Origin of the sequence: Rhodococcus sp. SB1D (assembly GCF_048573875.1) — a bacterium.
Lineage (GTDB): Bacteria > Actinomycetota > Actinomycetes > Mycobacteriales > Mycobacteriaceae > Rhodococcus_F > Rhodococcus_F qingshengii.
Genome location: NZ_JBMAIQ010000001.1, coordinates 1,067,887 through 1,085,336, shown reverse-complemented (window position 1 = coordinate 1,085,336; position 17,450 = coordinate 1,067,887). Strand labels below are relative to the sequence as shown.

The window sequence follows — 17,450 nt, the reverse complement described above, 5'->3', positions numbered from 1 at the left end:
TCTCACACCAGCAGACGAGAGGTGCTCAGCTGTCCGTACGTCTCGTTGACTACCGACTTCGCCTCGTCGTCAGGGATCTCGAGCACTTCTGCCACGGCCTCGACAATTTCGCTGACGGTCCGGCCGTCACACAGTTCCCACACCAACGTCGCGACCGGGTTGAGGTGATGGGCAACCTCGCTGGAGCTGTCGTACAGCACAACACCGTCGGTGAGATCGTTGCTCTCCACCGTCTGAGAGCGTTGCGGTCTCACACCTTCGAGTAGTTCGGTCAAGATATCTCCTTGATTCAGCGAATCCGATTTCGTTTTGGTGGTGGTCTCACAGTGCGAAGCGTCGTGAGTATTCGGATTCGATTGCGCCCGAACGAATCAGGCTGCGTGTGGAGGCGATTCCGGGCGACAGCGTCAGGCACGTGAGCGCTCCCCCGGCACTCGCATCCACCAGGTAGTCGCCCAGAGTTCGGTAGTGACCCGCCCATTGTCCGAATGCTTCGGGATCTGACTCCGGATCCGCAATCTCATCGAGAATTCGCTCGAAGGCGCGCGAATGTACGAGAACGGCGTGGACTCCACGGTTCTCAGGACTGGTGCGCAAGAGTGCCGAACCGTCGAGCAGAGCTCCGTCCCTCGATTTCGGGTCGTGTCCGAGGTGGACGACATCCCAATCGCCGTGATCCAACTCTTCGCGGGCATGGCCAAGGATCGATGCGGCGGCATCCAGCAAACTGACGTCGTCAGCAGCGATGAGGACCGAATCCCAGCCCTTCTCAGTCGCCCGAGCGAGCGCACGACGCCACGAGACGGTGAAGGCCGCGTCCTGATTCATCGCGTCCTCGAAAGCCGACACTCTTTCCACCGCTGTTACGCGCGGTAAGCGAATGAATCTATGCCAGGACGCTTTCCATCTGTCGATGTCAAGATCGAGATTCACGACGGCAACACCGAGGTCCGACTCAGAATCCTCGACAACGGGGTTGGGTTCTCCCCCTACTCGGACAGGCGACAGTGGGCGATCGAGCACAACGTCGACTGCGCCTCGCTCGAGCAGATAAGCCGCCAGTGAGAAGTCGGACGGCACGGGTCCGTTGATCCTTCGTGAGAGTTCGTCTCGCAAAGTTCCGTATGTCGCCGCGCGAACAATCAGTGCAGCTCCGACCAGATCTTCGCCGTGTGCGTGGATGACAGCCGTATCGGCTTCGGCGGGGAGGCCGTCGACGATGTTCCGTAGCTTGTACATAACCGCGGGTTCGATCACGCGCGCCTCGTCCAGAAAAACCACCGACTTCCAGCCCAGCAGAATTGCCTTGTCGAGTCCGGCGACGAACGCAGAGGCCGTCCTCCACCCATCCGGACCGTCGTCCTCCGCCGGAATGGCACGGTGAACGGTCAGTTCGATCGACTCGGCCTCCGCCAGGCATGAACGCCACGGAGCGACTCGGCCGTCGTCGCTGAGAACGACCACCCCACCGAAGACCAACTCGGGTCTCTGGACGCTCAGCTCGGCACGGCGACGAATCTCGGGATACGAATCACCGAGGTATTCGGAGAACTGACGATGGAGTGAGTCGAGATCCCATCCGACCTCACTCCAACCGAGCAGGTAATTGTGAACACGATCTTCCCAGTTTATTCGATACGGGACACCGGCCGGGCGCTCGAATCGATGGTGCCAACCAAATGTCGGAAGGCAGACGACCTTTCCGCCGTTGATCCGGAACTTCTCGTGGATGTATCCCTCTTCACCGCCGAATCCGGTGAAGTGCGAGTTCAATCCCGGCCATGCCTCGCGCCTGCAGGCAAATGAGCCGAGGCCCTGCATGACGATCTCGAAAGGCACGTCAGGGTGTTGCTTCGCTCGCTGATCAACTCCCCACGAGCCGAACATCCCGTTGCGCCACTTGGGGTCCATGTGGGTGGCCGCGATGTGCGAGGAATCCTGGGAGAGCATCGGTCCCTGGATCAGATCGTCGGTTTCCGGGTCCGCATCGAAATATGCCAGCAACGCCGACAACGATCCCGGTGCCAAGATCACGTGAGAGTCGAGGACAAGGACATACTTTCCGGTGGCCTTGCGGAACAGGACGTCCCGCACCGCAGTCGATCGAACGTCGGTGAACGGGATGTAGCGGAACCGATCGATGTAACCGGCAAACGATTCGAGCATCGGCGCCGGCAACCCCTCGGGGTTGTTGTCCAACAAGACGAATTCGACTCTGTCCAGAACCTCGCGATGATGGACCAAGATCGAGTGGATCGTGAAGTACGCGCCGTCGAAATCGTCGTAGGTCGCGATCGCGACAGTCAGATCGGCCGGTTCTCCGTGCGGCGGAGTCTCCTTCACCTGAACGGACCCCGCGCTCTGAAACTTCTTCAGAGCGCGGTGTAGCGCGACGTCGAACTCTGTCATCGTCGGTGTGCTCCCTCGGAACCAGTCGCGTCGTGTCGGCTACGTGGGTTCCGTGGGATTCGTCGGCTGGGTCGGAGGGGTCGGGAAGGTCGGCTCGGTGCGAGTGGTCGGCACTGTCGGTACGGTTGGCACAGTCGGGACGGTCGGCTCCGTCGGCACAGTCGGCTTAGCCGTCGTCGTTCCACCGGAACCTGAAGAGCTACCGGTTGATCCGGAACCTGTGGAACTTCCAGACGATCCCGAACTGCCCGAGGACCCCGAACTTCCGGACGATCCGGGGTTGCCCGGCTCGTTTCCGCCCGGCTGGTTCCCTCCCGGAGTATGGCCACCGGGCTGATTCCCGCCGGGTTGTTCGCCGCCTGGTTGATTCGGATTCTGCTGGCCACGACTTGGCACTCCGGAAAGATTCGGCGTGTCACCGGCTGCGAAGGCCGGCGCCGCACCACCGAGGCTGATCGACGTCACGACTGGCACAGTTACCGCCGAGGCCGCTAGAACTGTCTTGACGAACTTGCGTCGATCAACTGGAACATTCTGAAAAGCGTCGCCGCCCATAGCGTTTCTCCCATGCGTCCGAGACGAGGTCGTCGTCACTCGATGTCGGGCAAAACGCTAGCATCCTTCTGGCAACTTTACAGACTGAACGCGCCGATATTTGACGGTTATGCGAATTTGAGTCCGGACTGGGCCGACTGTTCGGACAAACGTACGGCGATCTCCTCCTGTTCAGGGGACTCGTTTGCCCCGGTCGACAACCGTCAACCGACCGGCATCTCCCACGGCGCCACCGGAAGAGTATTTCCGGTCTCGAGGTAGGACTTCAGATTCGACAGCACCGCCGACCATCCGCCGGCCACCTCCATGCGAGCCGATTCGTCCGCCAAATCGGTGTGCTTGACGGTCAGTCGCACGATCGCGCCGAAGGCTTCGATGTCGAAACTCACCCGCGAGATGTCGACGCCCGGTTCTCCGTTCGGATCAGCCCAGGTGGTGACCAACCTCGACGGTGGGCTGCTTTCGACTACGGTGCCGACTACATCCGCGATGTTCGAACCGTCGATCCGGCGGTGCTCCCACGTCGATCCCGGCTGCCAGTCGGAGACGTTGCTGTGTCCCCAATACTCTGCGGTGGCCTGTGCGTCGGTGAGCGCTTTCCAGACGTTGTCCGCCGTGCTCGCAATGTAGGTGACGTACACAAAACTGGGCTTGTCGGTCATGGCTTCCTCCGCGATTTTTTTGACGGTACTGAGCGCACGAAGGCGCGGTACCTCGAACTTGTTGATCCACCGCTCTCGAATCTCTTCGAGCGCAACGGGATTGAGATAGTGAAGCTTTGCCCTCCCCTGTCGGACCGTGCTGATCAGATTGGCGTCCTCGAGCATGGTGAGGTGTTGAGTGACAGCTTGCCGACTCATGTCGAGGCTGTCGCACAGCTCGCCGAGCGACTGACCGTTGGCTACGAACAAGCGGTCCAGGAGAAGCCTTCGTGTGGGATCGGCCAGTGCTTTGAAGGCTGCATTCATCCGGTCGTTCACAACTTCACAATATGCAAGCATTTACTTGCATGTCAACGGTTGGGCGTGCCGGGTTTCGAAAGTTGGGACAGATGAGGTGTGATGTCTCTAGGCAGATGTGATCTGAATCCCGGATTGCACCGTAAGAGAGGTTGGGCACATGGACTGGGCAGCAATTGGAGTGGGTGTCGGGTATGCCTCGGTGGCCCTGTCGATCCTGGTTTTCGTCGGCGGGTGCATCGCACTGTTCATCTTGTCCGTCCGCCAGTAGCTGACACCTCGACAAAGTGGTGATCACCCCGGGTCCGGCCAAGCCGATCACCTCGGGAGTGATCACCCTCGAGGCCGCTTGATCGATTCGGACACACCGGCGCGCGTCGGACTGCTCGCAGAGAAGCTCGGCCGCGGTGGGACTACCGTTGGACTGTCGCCTAGAACTCGAGGAGTACGGAATGAGCATCCAGTCGGTTGAACCGCACCGCCACCGCGTAGTGGTGATCGGTTCCGGCTTCGGAGGATTGTTCGGCACTCAGGCTCTCAAAAAAGCCGATGCCGACATCACGATGATCGCGCGTACAACCCACCATCTGTTTCAGCCGCTCCTCTATCAGGTTGCGACCGGCATCCTCTCGGTCGGTGACATCGCTCCCGCCACGAGACTGGTGCTGCGCAAGCAGAAGAACGCACAGGTACTGCTCGGTGAGGTCGAGACCATTGATCTCGAGAATCAGACCGTGACCTCGCGCCTGCTCGAACGCGTCACGGTTACGCCGTTCGACAGTCTGATCGTGGCAGCCGGTGCCGGTCAGTCGTACTTCGGCAACGACCAGTTCGCGGAGTTCGCCCCCGGAATGAAAACGATCGACGACGCCCTCGAACTGCGCGGACGAATCCTCGGGGCCTTCGAGCAGGCCGAACTGTCGGACGATCCCGCCGAGCGTGCGCGCTTGCTCACCTTCGTCGTTGTCGGCGCCGGCCCCACCGGCGTGGAGTTGGCCGGGCAGATCGCCGAGCTTTCCCGTCGAACGCTGGACGGCGCGTTCCGCAAGATCGATCCTCGTGAAGCGCGCGTCGTGCTCCTCGACGGCGCCCCTGCCGTGTTGCCCGTGTACGGCGGGAAGCTCAGCCGCAAGGCTGCCGAGACGCTCGAGAAGCTCGGCGTCGAGATCCAGCTCGACGCGATGGTCACCGACGTGGACAACGACGGTCTGATCATCAAGGAGAAGGACGGCACGCTTCGCCGTATCGAGTCGCAGTGCAAGGTGTGGTCCGCCGGCGTGCAGGCCAGCCCCCTCGGCAAGCAGCTCGCAGAACAGAGCGGCGGAGAAACCGACCGCGCCGGCCGCGTCATGGTTAATCCCGACTTGTCTCTGCCCGGGCACCCCAACGTCTTTGTCATCGGCGACATGATGTCGCTCGACAAGCTGCCCGGATTGGCTCAGGTTGCCATGCAGGGTGGCAAGTACGCGGCCAAGCAGATCAAAGCGTCACTGGACGGCAAGTCCCCGTCGGAACGAGTTCCGTTCAAGTACTTCGACAAGGGCAGTATGGCAACGATCTCGCGCTTTAGCGCGGTAGCCAAGGTGGGCAAGCTCGAGATCAGCGGCTTCATCGGGTGGGTTGCCTGGCTGGCAATTCACCTCCTCTACCTCGTCGGATTCCGTTCCCGTGCCTCGACGCTGTTGTCATGGGCGGTGACGTTCTTCGGGCGTGGCCGTGCTCAGATGGCGTCCACCGAGCAGCAGGTCTTCGCGCGAAACGCGATGGGCGAATTGGAGAAGAAAAACAAGGAAGCGACGGAGTCCGGCAGCGCTTCGAATGGCGAAGCCAAGAAGGCTGCCGGCAAGCAGCAGAAGGCCGCCGGCTGATCAACACCTGAGTGACCGGCGGAGGGCGGCTGTGGAGTTCAACTCCGCAGCCGCCCTCCGTCATTCGATCGACTGCCGCGTGGTCAGTTTCCGATCTTCGCCACCTCGGTGATGTTCGCGAGGCGAACCTGTCCCTTGGAAACGAGTCGGTCGTTCTCGTCGGTGATGCGCACTTCCCAGAGTTGCTGGGTGCGTCCGCGATGAATCGGGGTGGCTTCAGCGGTGAGAGTGCCCTCCCGCGTTGCGCGCAGGAAGTCGGTGTTGTTGTTGACTCCGACCACGTGTCCTCGCTCGCCCAGCCACACGGTGCCACCGACGCTGGCGAGAGACTCCACCACCGAGCAGTACACACCCCCGTGCTGTATCCCGGCGGGCTGGTGCAGCGTGGGCTTGACGGTCCATTGCGCCCGCACGCGATCTGGGCTCAGTTCGGTGTATTCCAGGCCGATGGTGGCGTCGAAGCCCGTTCCGAGCCGTTTCATCATCTCTGCGGTCTCAGCAGTGTCGACCATGCCATCTCCATCTGTGATTCTCTGGCGCCGGTGTGGCTGCCACTCCCTACCTGATTACACGAGAGGTAACTCGAGCTTGGAATCAGGTCTGGAAAAAGAACCGGCGGGTTTCACATCATTCGATGTGAAACCCGCCGTGGGAAGGACCGGGAGTCTCTGCAGCCCTCAGGACTCCGGCGCGGTCCGGCAGTTTCGTCACTCTCGCGGGGTGTAGCTCTCCGCGCGGTGTTCCACAATCATAGGCAAGGCTGACCTAATTTAGCAAGCCCTTCGTCGAACTGGTTCCAACGAGGACGTAGCGAGACCTTGCGGCGTGCACGCACGGGCAGTCCGGCGGCGACAAAAGCGTCCAGCAGCCCCTGCCCGCGGCGCTGAGCGGCTGATTCGCCCCCGCCGGCCAAGATGGGGACATATGCCGCTGCGCCCAGGATCGACTCCCCTACCAAGCCCCAGAATCTGAACTGGTCGACGGGCGCACACCTGGAGACGGCGTCGTAGATCGCCCGTAGCGAGGTCAGGCAACGGTGCGCGGTCCAGACGAGGAGCGCTTCTTCGCACGGCATGTCGACGACGCCGTCACTGCCGGACTCCCGTCCGTTCGGCGCAACGCGCAGAGTTTCGTCGATCACCCCGGCCCAGTCGATACCGCCGTCGCTGTCCATGTGGATGAACAGGTTCTCGAGCCCTGGATCCCAAGCGGCACCTTCGGAGACGATCGATGCGGCAACCCTGCCGACCACAGCGTGAATCAGTGATGTTGCGACCTGTATCGCCGCAGCTTCGGCACTGTCGAGATCCTGGAGCGAGCGGGCGAACATCTGATGCACCCGATCCCCGCACAAGCCTTCACTCAACTGCCACCAACGCCGTTTGCCTTCACCTGACATGGCGGCAACCGCGTAGACGCGCGGGTAGTCAGGGTTGAGTGCTCGTAGGCGAACGCTGGTGCGGCTCAATGCGTTCGACCGGAGTTCGAATTCACGAACATCCGCATGCTGGGTGGTCAAGGTGATTGTCACCGTGCACTCCAATCGGCCGAAGTTGTCTTGTGGTTCTTAATGTAGGTTAGCCTCACCATAATTCAAGAGTAAAGAACTGTGACGCTGGGCACCGCATATTCACAGGAACTTGCCCCGCAGGGAGCACACCCACATAGGGTTCCGTAACCTAAGATGCGAATTCCCTGCGCACAAAGACCAGGAGCTCGAACCGCCAGTGACGATGATCAAACCGCTCGGGAACGGACATCCCCGAGGACCCAGCGAGACGTACGGACGGCGCATAGTGCCGCGCGGCCCGGCTCCTGTCCGAATGCGTGTTCTAGCTGGGATTTTCGACGCGGGGGTGTTCCTGCTTCCGTTGCTCGTCGGCTGGTACGTCGTTCAGTCGCTCCGAGACGAGAACGGTGGCGGCGAAGCCGACCGCGCAGTATTCGGTGGGACGGCAATAGCCATTGCCGTTGGTCTCCTCGTGTGGAACCTGGGATTCCGCGAAGGTGCCACAGGCCGGACCTCGGGAAAGGGATGGGTAGGTCTGGTCACGCGTGACGCGAAGACAAAGCAGCCCATCGGTGTTCGCCGAGCTCTGCGCAGGCCGTTCGATCGAACCGGTATCGAGGTGGTCCGTGAAAGCACGGCGCGCGAAGAAGGGTTCGAGGAACTCGCGCGCGACAACAGCGTCGGGGCAACTCGTCGACGCCGGCTGATCGGTCTCGCGGTGCTCACGGTTCTTCTCGCGCTCGTCATGCTCGCGAGCATCGCGGTGGGCGCACGTCCGCTGACGTTTGCCGAGATCTTCCACGCCATCTTCAGTTCGGACGGCACCCAGACGGACATCATCGTGCGAACGTTGCGCGCTCCGCGGACCATCCTGGGTCTTGTCGTCGGCATCGCACTCGGTATCGCCGGCGCCCTGATTCAGGGACACACCCGTAACCCGTTGGCAGATGCCGGATTACTCGGCCTCAACGCCGGCGCGGCTTTCTTCGTAGTCATGGCGATCTATCTCTTCGGTTTCACCGCCCCGAGTCAGTACCTCTGGTTCGCGTTTGCAGGATCGTTCGTCGCCAGCATCGTCGTCTTCGGCTTGTCCTCCATCGGAAACGGCGGCGCAAGTCCTCTGAGTCTGGCTCTGGCGGGCGCGGCCGTCGCGTTCTTCCTGCAAGCCATGACCAACGCCGTGATAATCCTCGACCAGACGAGCCTGGACGCCTATCGTTTCTGGGTAGTCGGGTCGGTGTCCGGTCGCGGGTTCGACGTTCTCTGGCAGGTCCTCCCCTTCCTGATACTCGGTTTGGTCATCGCCCTGGCGAGTACGCCTGGTCTCAATGTCCTCAGCCTGGGTGAAGACGTCGCAAAAGCGTTGGGAACGAACATCGCGTTCAGTCGCACCCTCGGCATCATCGCGATCACCCTGCTGACCGGCGCCGCGACCGCAGCGTGTGGACCTATCGCGTTCATCGGATTGGTGGTCCCCCACGTGGCTCGGGCCATCACCGGACCCGACTACCGCTGGCTGGTCCCGTACGCGGGCTTACTCGGTGCGGTCATGCTGATCACCGCGGACATCATCGGTCGCGTAGTCGTGCGCCCCGGCGAGTTGCAGGTCGGAATCATCCTGGCCCTCTTCGGCGCCCCGTTCTTCATCGCTCTCGTACGCCGCAGGAAGTTGGCAAGTCTGTGACGCTCAAGCAAGAACTCCGGGTACTCCCCCGGACCGTCCCCTCACGTAAGTCGATTCGTATCGGTGGATTCTCACTGGTCTACCGTCCACTCGCGGTGTCGGTGTGCATTGCGCTCGCGGTCGCACTCTTCCTTCTGCTCTGCATCAACATCGGACGCGGCGACTATCCGATCTCGATCCCCGATGTCATTTCCGTCCTGCTCGGTAATGGAAGCAAGACACAGAACCTGATCGTCTTCGACCTCCGACTTCCTCGATCGCTCACCGCACTCTTCATCGGTATGGCACTCGGCATTGCCGGTGCGGTCACCCAGACGATCGCTCGCAACGCCCTCGCCAGCCCCGACATCCTCGGAATCACGGCCGGATCGAGCGCCGCCGCGGTTGCTCTCATCGTGCTCGGCGGTGGCGGGTCGTTCGTGGGACTGCTTGCCACACTGGGGATTCCGTTGGCTGCACTGTGTGGCGGTCTGCTGACAGCTGTGGTGATCTACGCCCTGGCATGGCGAAAAGGCGTCGAGGGATTCCGCCTCATCCTGATCGGCATCGGCATCAACGCCATGCTCGTGGCAGCGACGGGATGGCTTCTCATCTCGGCGGACATCAACGATGCTTCTCGCGCACAGGTGTGGCTCAACGGTTCACTCAACGGTGCCACCTGGAATCAGATGTGGCCGGTCGCCATCGCCGTCGCAGTAGTCGGCGGCTACGCGGTGATCGCATCGTTCACCATGGGAGCACTGCGGTTGGGCGACGACAACGCAACCTCACTCGGTGTTCGCTTGCAATCCTCCCAGGCCAAGCTGTTGCTTTCCGCCGTGGCGCTGGCCGCCATCGCAACCGCCGCAGCAGGTCCGGTCGGCTTTGTCGCCCTGGCTGCGCCACAGGTCGCCATGCGTCTGGTGCGCTCTGCCGGCCCGCCCATCGTGGCGTCCGCGCTGACCGGTGCTGTACTGGTGGTCGGCAGCGACGTCATCGCTCGAACAATTCTGCCTGTGGAACTCCCCGTCGGAATCGTGACTTCCGCACTGGGTGGTCCGTTCCTGCTCTACCTGTTGGTTCGTAACAATCGGAAGGTCACAGCATGACCACCATCGCCCAGTCCACCGATACTCCTTCGCGTCTCGTCGCCAAGAACCTGACGCTCGGGTACGGGGACCGCATCATCGTCGACGGACTCGATCTCGAGATCCCTACCGGCGTGATCACGACGGTCATCGGCCCCAACGGTTGCGGCAAGTCGACGCTCCTGCGTGCGCTCGGTCGTCTGCTCAAGCCCAAGGGCGGATCGGTTGTCCTGGACGGCAAGGCGATCAGTTCGATGAAGACCAAGGAAGTCGCACGGGTGCTCGGAATGCTCCCCCAGACTCCAGTTGCGCCCGAAGGACTCACCGTCGCCGATCTGGTCTCACGTGGGCGCCACCCGCACCAGTCGTGGATCAGGCAGTGGTCCGCGGACGACGAGGGCGAGGTCGCCGAAGCGCTGGAGCTGACCGGTGTCTCGGATCTCGCCGATCGACCCGTCGATCAATTGTCCGGCGGTCAGCGCCAGCGAGCCTGGATCTCGATGGCTCTCGCCCAGGGAACCGACATTCTGCTTCTCGACGAACCGACTACCTATCTGGACCTCGCGCACTCGATGGAAGTCCTCGACCTGGTGGATCAACTCCACGAGGAAATGGGGCGCACCGTGGTGATGGTGCTGCACGACCTCAATCTCGCGGTCAGATACAGCGATCATCTGATCGTGATGCGCGACGGCGCCGTCGTCGCTTCTGGTGTCCCCAAGGACATCATTTCCGCGGAACTTCTGCTCGAGGTGTTCGGTCTCGAAGCTGCGGTCATCGACGATCCCGTCTCGGATCGGCCGCTGATCGTTCCGATCGGTACCCGGCACGTGTTCGGCGCCGTCGGCGGGCCGGCAAAGCCTGCGTGACGATCGCGAATCAGCGACCCAGAATCGTCCGAACAAGTTTGAATCCTTGACCGATCGTCACGGTCGGCAGGTACGCCCGTCCGACCGCGTTCCCGATGCTCGGCAACGCGGCTGGATCGGCGAAAGTCATGTGCATCGGCACGTACCGAGGCTGGAACTTCGATTTGAAGGCCAACAGCGAACGAAATCCGTACACCGGTTCCAGGGTGCGACCGAGTAGGTCGAGCACGCTGTCCATCATCGCCGAGAAAGTCGTGGCCTCCGGTTCGTTCGCATTCCTCTCGGAGTCACCGGCGATTGTTGCCAACGGTGCACCGGACAGACTGAGGAACTCGACGCCCTCCTCCTCCAATTTCAGTGCAGCGGAGGCGATGAGGAACTCCATCGCGGGACGGAATCCTTCGGAGCGTCGCCTCATGAAGTCGAGTGTCCACCCGACGACTTTGCCGTCGCGGTGCACCGGTAGCCACGACGTGACACCGTGCACGGTGCGATCCTCGTCGACGGCGATCAGGCACCGCACTTGTTCGTCGTCGATCTCGTCGAGTCCGCCGAGGGTGAATCCCATCTCGGGCATCCCCTTGTCCGCCACCCATTCCTCCGAGATCGCAACTATCTGATCCTTGATCGCGAGAGGTGCATGAGGGAAGGAAATCCACTCGGCCGTGATCCCGGACTTCTTCGCCCGGTTCAGTGCTGTTCGCACATCCTGGAACCGCTTTCCTGTGAACGCGACCTGTCCGAGGTCGAGCACGGTTTCCTCGGCGACCTGCAGGCCGCTCCAGCCCATGGAATCAGTGATGCTTCGGGCGTCGTCGGTCACTGAATAGAAGCAGGGAATCCAACCGTTCGACGAAGCGAACTCGGCAAACTCCTCGATCGCCGTGCGCATGCGATCTGGAGGACCGACCGGATCACCGGTTGTGAGAGCAACACCGGCGATGACGCGATACGCGACGTAACTCGAACCGTCCGCGCTGAACCAGTATGTGTTTCCCTTCCACGTCGTCATCCAGGACAACGGGCTGCCGGTACCGGCGATCAACATGGATCGCGCTCGTTCGGCGGCTTTGGGATCGGCGGTCTTGACCGGCTTGAGGAAACTCACGAACACCAACACGGCGGCGACGCCCCAGAACACGACGCCGGTCCACTCGAAGAGCAACGTCGACTCGATGTCCACGGGAAGCAGACGCGGATCGATCAACTGCAGGTACACGGGCGGTACAAGGCGCTGAGGGAAGTCCGCGAGCAACATCGTTACAGTGGGCTCGCGATCGAACCCGTGCCTGGCGAGCATTCCGCCGCCGACGTAGATCACGGCGAGGACCGCGAGCAAGGTCACGATCGCAGCACCGAGACGTCGGTATGTCTTGGCCGGGGCCGCGACGTCGAAGTATCGACGTGTCGCGATCAGCAGGATCAGTACGAAGAGCGGTGTCAGGAACGGCACCAGAGTTCGGTACACGTTCGGATCGCTGATTCCGTAGAACAAGCTGTCACTGTCGACGGCGTCGACGAACCTGATGACGAAGTTCCCGATCGAGAGGACGAGTAGGACTACCTGAGCACACACTGTCGCAATCCAGGCGAATCTGCGGCCACGACGGAGCCCGTCACTCAACACGAGAACGAAGATCGACGGCATCAGCGAGAGCAGAGTCGGGCCGATACCGGAGAGTCTGAGCTCGAGGAGTCCTCGTCGGCAGTCCGGATCCGACGAGGACTCCTCGCACAGTTCTCGAACCTCGGCGACAGTCCAGGGAACTCCGCGGAAGAGGTCACGGAGGACCGCGAGTGGGCCGACCGCCTGCGGGGACAATGCGGCGATCATCGGGCCGATCGCACTCGCCGCGACGACGATGGCGACCAGGACGCGACCCTCTCGCTGTGTCCCGGCGATGCGCTCACCGCGCGCCGATCGTCCGACGATCCACTGACCGATCACCAAACCCACCACAGCGGCAAAGAATCGGATGACGTCTTGCAGCTGACCACTGAACAAGGCCAAAGTGATCGTCAACGCCAAAGTTCCGACGCGAATGCGACGGCGCCACAGGGTGCCCATGTTCGAGCTGGCGGCCATCGCAGCGCCGACGATCCATGCACTGGCTCCGACCGCGGAGCCCACGTGGAGGCGGAATCCCCAACTGGAATCGAACACCTTCGCAAACGACGCCCAGCCGAGCCCGAGCAGGACTCCCAAGATTTGAGTGCTTGCGCCGGCGATCGCAAGCTTGATCGTTCCCATTCGGCGTTCGAGGGGTGCGGCGACTGCGATCAGGAGCACGGTCGCGCCGAGGTACCCGAGCAGGTTTCCTGCCCACAGCACGGACGTGAGCGGAGTCCAGATGCGGCCGTGCTGGATCGAGCCCATTCCGGCACCGATCGTGTGCTCGAGATCGCGGGACGGTCCGTGAACGAGGCTGCCGGTTGCGGCACCCACGATCCACATGGTGAGAAGTAGAACGACCGTCAACGGTGCGTCGCGAATGCCGAAACGGATGATGCCGACAGCTTTCTGCGTGACTACCCGCGCCCGTGATGTCGATTCTTCGGTGCCCGGCGAACTGTCGATCGTCATCTACGTGCGGCTACTTTCTGCGGATCGACTGTTGGCTTGCAATTATCGGGCATCGTCATTGTCGGGACTTTCGTCGTCTCACACCACCGTAACCGTCACGCAGATCACTATGGCCAATACCACACCCCCACCGAGGTGGTTACTACTACCAGTAGTACGTATTTCGTCGTGGAAGTCCGTAGAATCGAAGAATGGCAGGTCTAGGTGAACTCGAACGCGCGGTGATGGATCATTTGTGGTCCACATCGGAACCGCAAACTGTGCGACAGGTGCATGAAGCACTCGCGACGCATCGCGAATTGGCGTACACGACGGTAATGACCGTTCTGCAGCGCCTGGCGAAGAAGCATCTGGTGATTCAGCAGCGTGACGATCGCGCACATCGCTATCTTCCCGTCAACAAGCGCGAAGAACTGGTTGCGAGTCTGATGGTCGACGCTCTGGCCCAGGCTCCGGAGTCCGGCGGTCGCGCCGCGGCGCTCGTCCACTTCGTGGGACAGGTCAATGCTGACGAAGCCGATGCTCTCCGCGAGGCGCTCGCTGCCCTCGAGGTGCGCGAGTCCGCGAAAAAGGCTGCGCAGCCCGGAATTTCTAGGCCGAACTGATTTCGTCGTGCATGATGTGTAGGACATGAACGCCACTACTGCACTGGTTTTCGGACTGCTTGCCTTGTTGCTGGCCGGTCCGGTTCCCGCACTCCTGAGCCGCTCCACGTGGCCTTACCGCGCTCCACGCGCGGCGTTGGTTCTGTGGCAAGCCGTCGCAATTGCTGCGGTGTTGTCGGCATTCAGCTCGGGCCTGGCCATTGCCAGCCAGCTGCTCGTTCCCGGCGCTGACGGTAGGCCGACGACGGCCCCGACCGCCGAAATCGATGCACTCGGGCTCCCGCTGTGGATTCTGTACGTGGTTGTTTTTGCCCTGACGCTTCTGATCGGCGCGAAGCTGATCTTCTCGATCATCCAGGTCGCTGTGAGAACCCGACGTCGCCGTGCACGTCACCGCGTGTTGGTGGACCTTCTCGACGACTGCGCCATGCCCGCGTCGGTGGAACGCACACCCGATCTGCGGGTACTGGACGTCGACGAACCGATCGCATACTGCCTGCCAGGTCTGCGTCAACGCGTGGTTCTCAGTCAAGGCACTCTGCAGAACCTCGATCATGCCGAGGTCAAAGCCATCCTGACACACGAGCGTTCCCACCTGCGAGCTCGTCACGATCTGGTCCTCGAGGCTTTCACGGCCGTCAATCACGCGTTCCCCCGCTTCGTCCGTAGCAAGTCGGCGCTCGGATCGGTACAACTCCTGGTGGAGTTGCTCGCCGACGATTCAGCCGTGCGGGCTACCGGTCCCACTCCCCTCGCGCGGGCGCTTGTCGCGTGTGCCGGATCGACGGCACCCCGCGGGGCAATGGCAGCGGGCGGGCCGTCGACGCTCATCCGAGTGCAGCGCCTCTCGGCCGACGACGCAGATCCCCGCATCGCAGTTTTTGCGTATCTCGGGGCGGTCGCGATTCTCGTTGTTCCCACGGTTGCGGTGGCTGTGCCCTGGCTCACCGAACTTCGACTGCTTTTCAACGCATACTGAGTCTTGACCTGCGTAACCCCGTGTAGTAGTGCAGGTCACAGGCGGGGCTACCTGACTTCGGTGTCCCCGGTGGCGTAGAGTGGATCACGGCCACCATCGTGGTCCGTCAACATATAACGGCACACAGCCCAATTCCCCGCAGTATGCGTTCGGATTGCCAGGTGACATGTGCCCTGGCTCGTCCCTTTGCGAACTGTGTCGTGTATTTCAGCATGGCTTCTTCCGCTCCGCGACGTGCCCGTAGTCCGGAGAGGTTTCCGCGTGACCAACGCTGTCCAAATGTCGTCTTCTGAGAACATCGAAGACCCCACCGTCAACACCCCCGCTGCCGAAGAAGCAGTCGCCACCGAGCCGGGTATCACCTTCGCCGAGATCGGCCTGCCCGAGCAGCTTGTTGCCGCATTGGCGCGCAACTCCATCACCGTCCCGTCCCCCATCCAGGCGCAGTCCATTCCGGACGCGCTCGCCGGAACCAACGTTCTCGGCCGCGCACAGACCGGATCGGGCAAGACCCTCGCCTTCGGCCTGCCGATGCTGACCCGCCTCTCACGCCACGAAGATCGCCCGGCCGCCAAGCGTCCCCGCGCACTCGTGCTCGTCCCCACCCGTGAGCTTGCTTTCCAGGTGGTCGACTCCCTCAACTCCTACGCTGGCGCACTCGGACTCACGGTTCGTCCCGCTGTCGGTGGAACGCCGTTCGCCAAGCAGGTCGATCAGCTCCGCCGCGGCGTAGACGTCCTCGTCGCAACGCCGGGTCGTCTCGGCGACCACCTGCGTCAGGGCACCTGCATCCTCGACTCGGTGGAAATCACCGCACTCGACGAAGCCGATCAGATGGCAGACATGGGCTTCCTGCCCGAGGTTCGCTCGATCCTCGGTGAGACCCCCGCAGACGGACAGCGTCTGCTGTTCTCGGCAACCCTCGACCGTGAGGTCCAGTCGCTGGTTCGTCAGTTCCTGGCCAACCACGTCACCCACTCCACCGAAGACGGCCGCGCAAGCGTCGACACGATGGAGCACTACGTTCTCCTCGTCGATCGTGGACAGAAGGATTCCGTTCTCGCCGAGATCGGTGCCCGCGACGGACGCACCATCATGTTCGCCCGCACCAAGCTCGGTTGCGAGGGAATCACCGACCGCCTCCGCGCAGTCGGCATCGCTGCCGAGTCGCTTCACGGCGGCAAGGCACAGAACCAGCGCACCCGCGTCCTCGAGCGTTTCAAGAACGGCCGCACCCCGGTCCTCGTCGCAACGGACGTCGCAGCGCGCGGTATCCACGTCGACGGCATCGACCTCGTCGTTCACGTCGATCCCCCGGCCGACCACAAGGACTACCTGCACCGCGCTGGTCGTACCGCTCGCGCCGGCGAGAAGGGCACCGTTGTCGCCATCGTGCTGCCCAACCAGAAGCGTCAGTTCAAGCGTCTGACCGGTATGGCCGGCGTCAATGCCGCAGCCGTTGCCGTCACCCCGGGTTCTGCTGAACTCGCTCGCATCACCGGCGCCAAGAAGCCGACCGGAGAACCGTTGCGCGAGAGCTCTTCTCGTGGCGAGCGTTCCTTCGGTGATCGTGGTGGAAGCCGTGGCGGATACCAGGGCAACCGCTCGTCCGGTGGATACCAAGGCAACCGTTCTTCGGGTGGCTACCAGGGCAACCGCGACGGCGAGAGCCGCGGCGGATACCAGGGTGATCGCTCCAGCGGTGGTTACCAGGGCAACCGCGACAGCCGCCCCTCGACCGGATACCAAGGAAACCGCTCTTCGGGTGGCTACCAGGGCAACCGCGACGGCGAGAGCCGCGGCGGATACCAGGGCAACCGTTCGTCCGGTGGTGGATACCAGGGTGATCGCTCCAGCGGTGGTTACCAGGGCAACCGTGACAGCCGTCCGTCCTACGGAGACCGCGACAGCCGCCCGTCGACGGGTTACCAGGGCAACCGCTCGTCGGGCGGATACCAGGGAAGCCGTGACGGCGAGAGCCGCGGCGGATACCAGGGCAACCGTTCGTCCGGTGGTGGATACCAGGGCAGCCGTGACAACAACCGCTCGTACGGCGATCGCGACAGCCGCCCCTCGACCGGCTACCAGGGCAACCGCTCCTCCGGCGGATACCAGGGAAACCGCGAAGGCGGCGACAACCGTGCAGCCTCGACCAGCGGTGGCGGCTTCCGCAGCCGCACCGACCGTCGTAGCTATGACGGATTCGACGGCCCGAAGCGCGATCAGCGGTAATACCTGCGCTGAGCTGCGGCTCGACAACTGAACACTGAGAACCTTCCGGCTGTGCCGGAAGCTGTATCGAGACGGATGCAGGTCACTGCAATTAAAGTGATCTGCATCCGTGTTTTGTATGCACGGTCT

At 62.3% G+C, this 17,450-nt stretch carries 14 protein-coding genes; 8 read left to right on the top strand and 6 right to left on the bottom strand.

Annotation, left to right across the window (positions count from 1 at the left end; all coding sequences use genetic code 11):
* Positions 1-2: 2 nt before the first annotated feature.
* Positions 3-275 (bottom strand): PqqD family protein, encoded by a 273-nt coding sequence (locus ACN50D_RS05065; protein ID WP_064444600.1) that lies wholly within the window; start codon positions 273-275, stop codon positions 3-5.
* A 46-nt stretch (positions 276-321) separates the two neighbouring features.
* A complete protein-coding gene (locus tag ACN50D_RS05060; protein WP_211920169.1) occupies positions 322-2,409 on the bottom strand; it encodes a glycosyltransferase in 2,088 nt (695 codons plus the stop codon).
* Positions 2,410-2,416: 7 nt separating this feature from the next.
* Between ACN50D_RS05060 and ACN50D_RS05055 the strand changes: the two genes are divergently transcribed.
* The gene (locus ACN50D_RS05055; protein WP_249342660.1) at positions 2,417-2,746 is read left to right on the top strand and encodes a hypothetical protein; all 330 of its coding nucleotides are present in this window, start codon (positions 2,417-2,419) and stop codon (positions 2,744-2,746) included.
* A gap of 421 nt (positions 2,747-3,167) precedes the next feature.
* Here the strand turns inward: ACN50D_RS05055 and ACN50D_RS05050 are convergent, their stop codons facing one another.
* The gene (locus ACN50D_RS05050) at positions 3,168-3,965 is read right to left on the bottom strand and encodes an ArsR/SmtB family transcription factor (RefSeq protein ID WP_083954668.1); all 798 of its coding nucleotides are present in this window, start codon (positions 3,963-3,965) and stop codon (positions 3,168-3,170) included.
* Positions 3,966-4,375: 410 nt separating this feature from the next.
* On the opposite strand from ACN50D_RS05050, the gene ACN50D_RS05045 reads away from it, so the two are divergent.
* Positions 4,376-5,791, top strand: a complete 1,416-nt coding sequence (locus ACN50D_RS05045) for an NAD(P)/FAD-dependent oxidoreductase (protein ID WP_003944885.1) — start codon at positions 4,376-4,378, stop codon at positions 5,789-5,791.
* 83 nt (positions 5,792-5,874) lie between these two features.
* On the opposite strand, the gene ACN50D_RS05040 is transcribed toward ACN50D_RS05045, so the two are convergent.
* Positions 5,875-6,303, bottom strand: a complete 429-nt coding sequence (locus ACN50D_RS05040) for a PaaI family thioesterase (protein WP_003945020.1) — start codon at positions 6,301-6,303, stop codon at positions 5,875-5,877.
* A 236-nt stretch (positions 6,304-6,539) separates the two neighbouring features.
* The gene (locus tag ACN50D_RS05035; protein WP_003944809.1) at positions 6,540-7,322 is read right to left on the bottom strand and encodes a hypothetical protein; all 783 of its coding nucleotides are present in this window, start codon (positions 7,320-7,322) and stop codon (positions 6,540-6,542) included.
* Positions 7,323-7,524: 202 nt separating this feature from the next.
* Here ACN50D_RS05035 and ACN50D_RS05030 point away from each other — a divergent pair, with 202 nt between their 5' ends.
* Genes ACN50D_RS05030 through ACN50D_RS05020 form a run of 3 tightly spaced genes read left to right on the top strand, consistent with a single transcriptional unit; the run spans position 7,525 to position 10,921 of the window.
* Complete coding sequence (locus ACN50D_RS05030) at positions 7,525-8,985, top strand: FecCD family ABC transporter permease (RefSeq protein WP_073512408.1); 1,461 nt, start codon at positions 7,525-7,527, stop codon at positions 8,983-8,985.
* Entirely contained in the window at positions 8,982-10,073 is a 1,092-nt protein-coding gene (locus ACN50D_RS05025; protein ID WP_003944960.1) for a FecCD family ABC transporter permease, read from the top strand. Before ACN50D_RS05030 ends, ACN50D_RS05025 begins: the two co-directional genes overlap by 4 nt.
* The gene (locus tag ACN50D_RS05020) at positions 10,070-10,921 is read left to right on the top strand and encodes an ABC transporter ATP-binding protein (protein WP_003945031.1); all 852 of its coding nucleotides are present in this window, start codon (positions 10,070-10,072) and stop codon (positions 10,919-10,921) included. The genes ACN50D_RS05025 and ACN50D_RS05020 overlap by 4 nt, the downstream gene beginning before the upstream one ends.
* A gap of 10 nt (positions 10,922-10,931) precedes the next feature.
* Here ACN50D_RS05020 and ACN50D_RS05015 read toward each other — a convergent pair whose 3' ends face one another.
* Complete coding sequence (locus ACN50D_RS05015) at positions 10,932-13,505, bottom strand: bifunctional lysylphosphatidylglycerol flippase/synthetase MprF (RefSeq protein ID WP_211920171.1); 2,574 nt, start codon at positions 13,503-13,505, stop codon at positions 10,932-10,934.
* A 191-nt stretch (positions 13,506-13,696) separates the two neighbouring features.
* Between ACN50D_RS05015 and ACN50D_RS05010 the strand changes: the two genes are divergently transcribed.
* From ACN50D_RS05010 to ACN50D_RS05000, 3 genes are all read left to right on the top strand, one after another.
* Positions 13,697-14,110 carry a BlaI/MecI/CopY family transcriptional regulator gene (locus tag ACN50D_RS05010; protein WP_003944876.1) on the top strand — a complete coding sequence of 138 codons (414 nt, stop codon included), beginning with the start codon at positions 13,697-13,699 and terminating at the stop codon, positions 14,108-14,110.
* A 25-nt stretch (positions 14,111-14,135) separates the two neighbouring features.
* Positions 14,136-15,089: a M56 family metallopeptidase gene (locus tag ACN50D_RS05005; protein WP_003944922.1), complete on the top strand. Its 954-nt coding sequence runs from the start codon at positions 14,136-14,138 to the stop codon at positions 15,087-15,089.
* Between the two features lie 261 nt (positions 15,090-15,350).
* Positions 15,351-17,321, top strand: a complete 1,971-nt coding sequence (locus ACN50D_RS05000; RefSeq protein ID WP_030536379.1) for a DEAD/DEAH box helicase — start codon at positions 15,351-15,353, stop codon at positions 17,319-17,321.
* The last annotated feature ends 129 nt before the right edge of the window (positions 17,322-17,450 follow it).

Coding starts and splice junctions, on each gene's coding strand:
- ACN50D_RS05005 (WP_003944922.1), top strand. CDS start 14,136: ATGAACGCCACTACTGCACTGGTTTTCGGACTGCTTGCCTTGTTGCTG.
- ACN50D_RS05020 (WP_003945031.1), top strand. CDS start 10,070: ATGACCACCATCGCCCAGTCCACCGATACTCCTTCGCGTCTCGTCGCC.
- ACN50D_RS05060 (WP_211920169.1), bottom strand. CDS start 2,409: ATGACAGAGTTCGACGTCGCGCTACACCGCGCTCTGAAGAAGTTTCAG.
- ACN50D_RS05030 (WP_073512408.1), top strand. CDS start 7,525: ATGATCAAACCGCTCGGGAACGGACATCCCCGAGGACCCAGCGAGACG.
- ACN50D_RS05010 (WP_003944876.1), top strand. CDS start 13,697: ATGGCAGGTCTAGGTGAACTCGAACGCGCGGTGATGGATCATTTGTGG.
- ACN50D_RS05040 (WP_003945020.1), bottom strand. CDS start 6,303: ATGGTCGACACTGCTGAGACCGCAGAGATGATGAAACGGCTCGGAACG.
- ACN50D_RS05045 (WP_003944885.1), top strand. CDS start 4,376: ATGAGCATCCAGTCGGTTGAACCGCACCGCCACCGCGTAGTGGTGATC.
- ACN50D_RS05050 (WP_083954668.1), bottom strand. CDS start 3,965: ATGCTTGCATATTGTGAAGTTGTGAACGACCGGATGAATGCAGCCTTC.
- ACN50D_RS05015 (WP_211920171.1), bottom strand. CDS start 13,505: ATGACGATCGACAGTTCGCCGGGCACCGAAGAATCGACATCACGGGCG.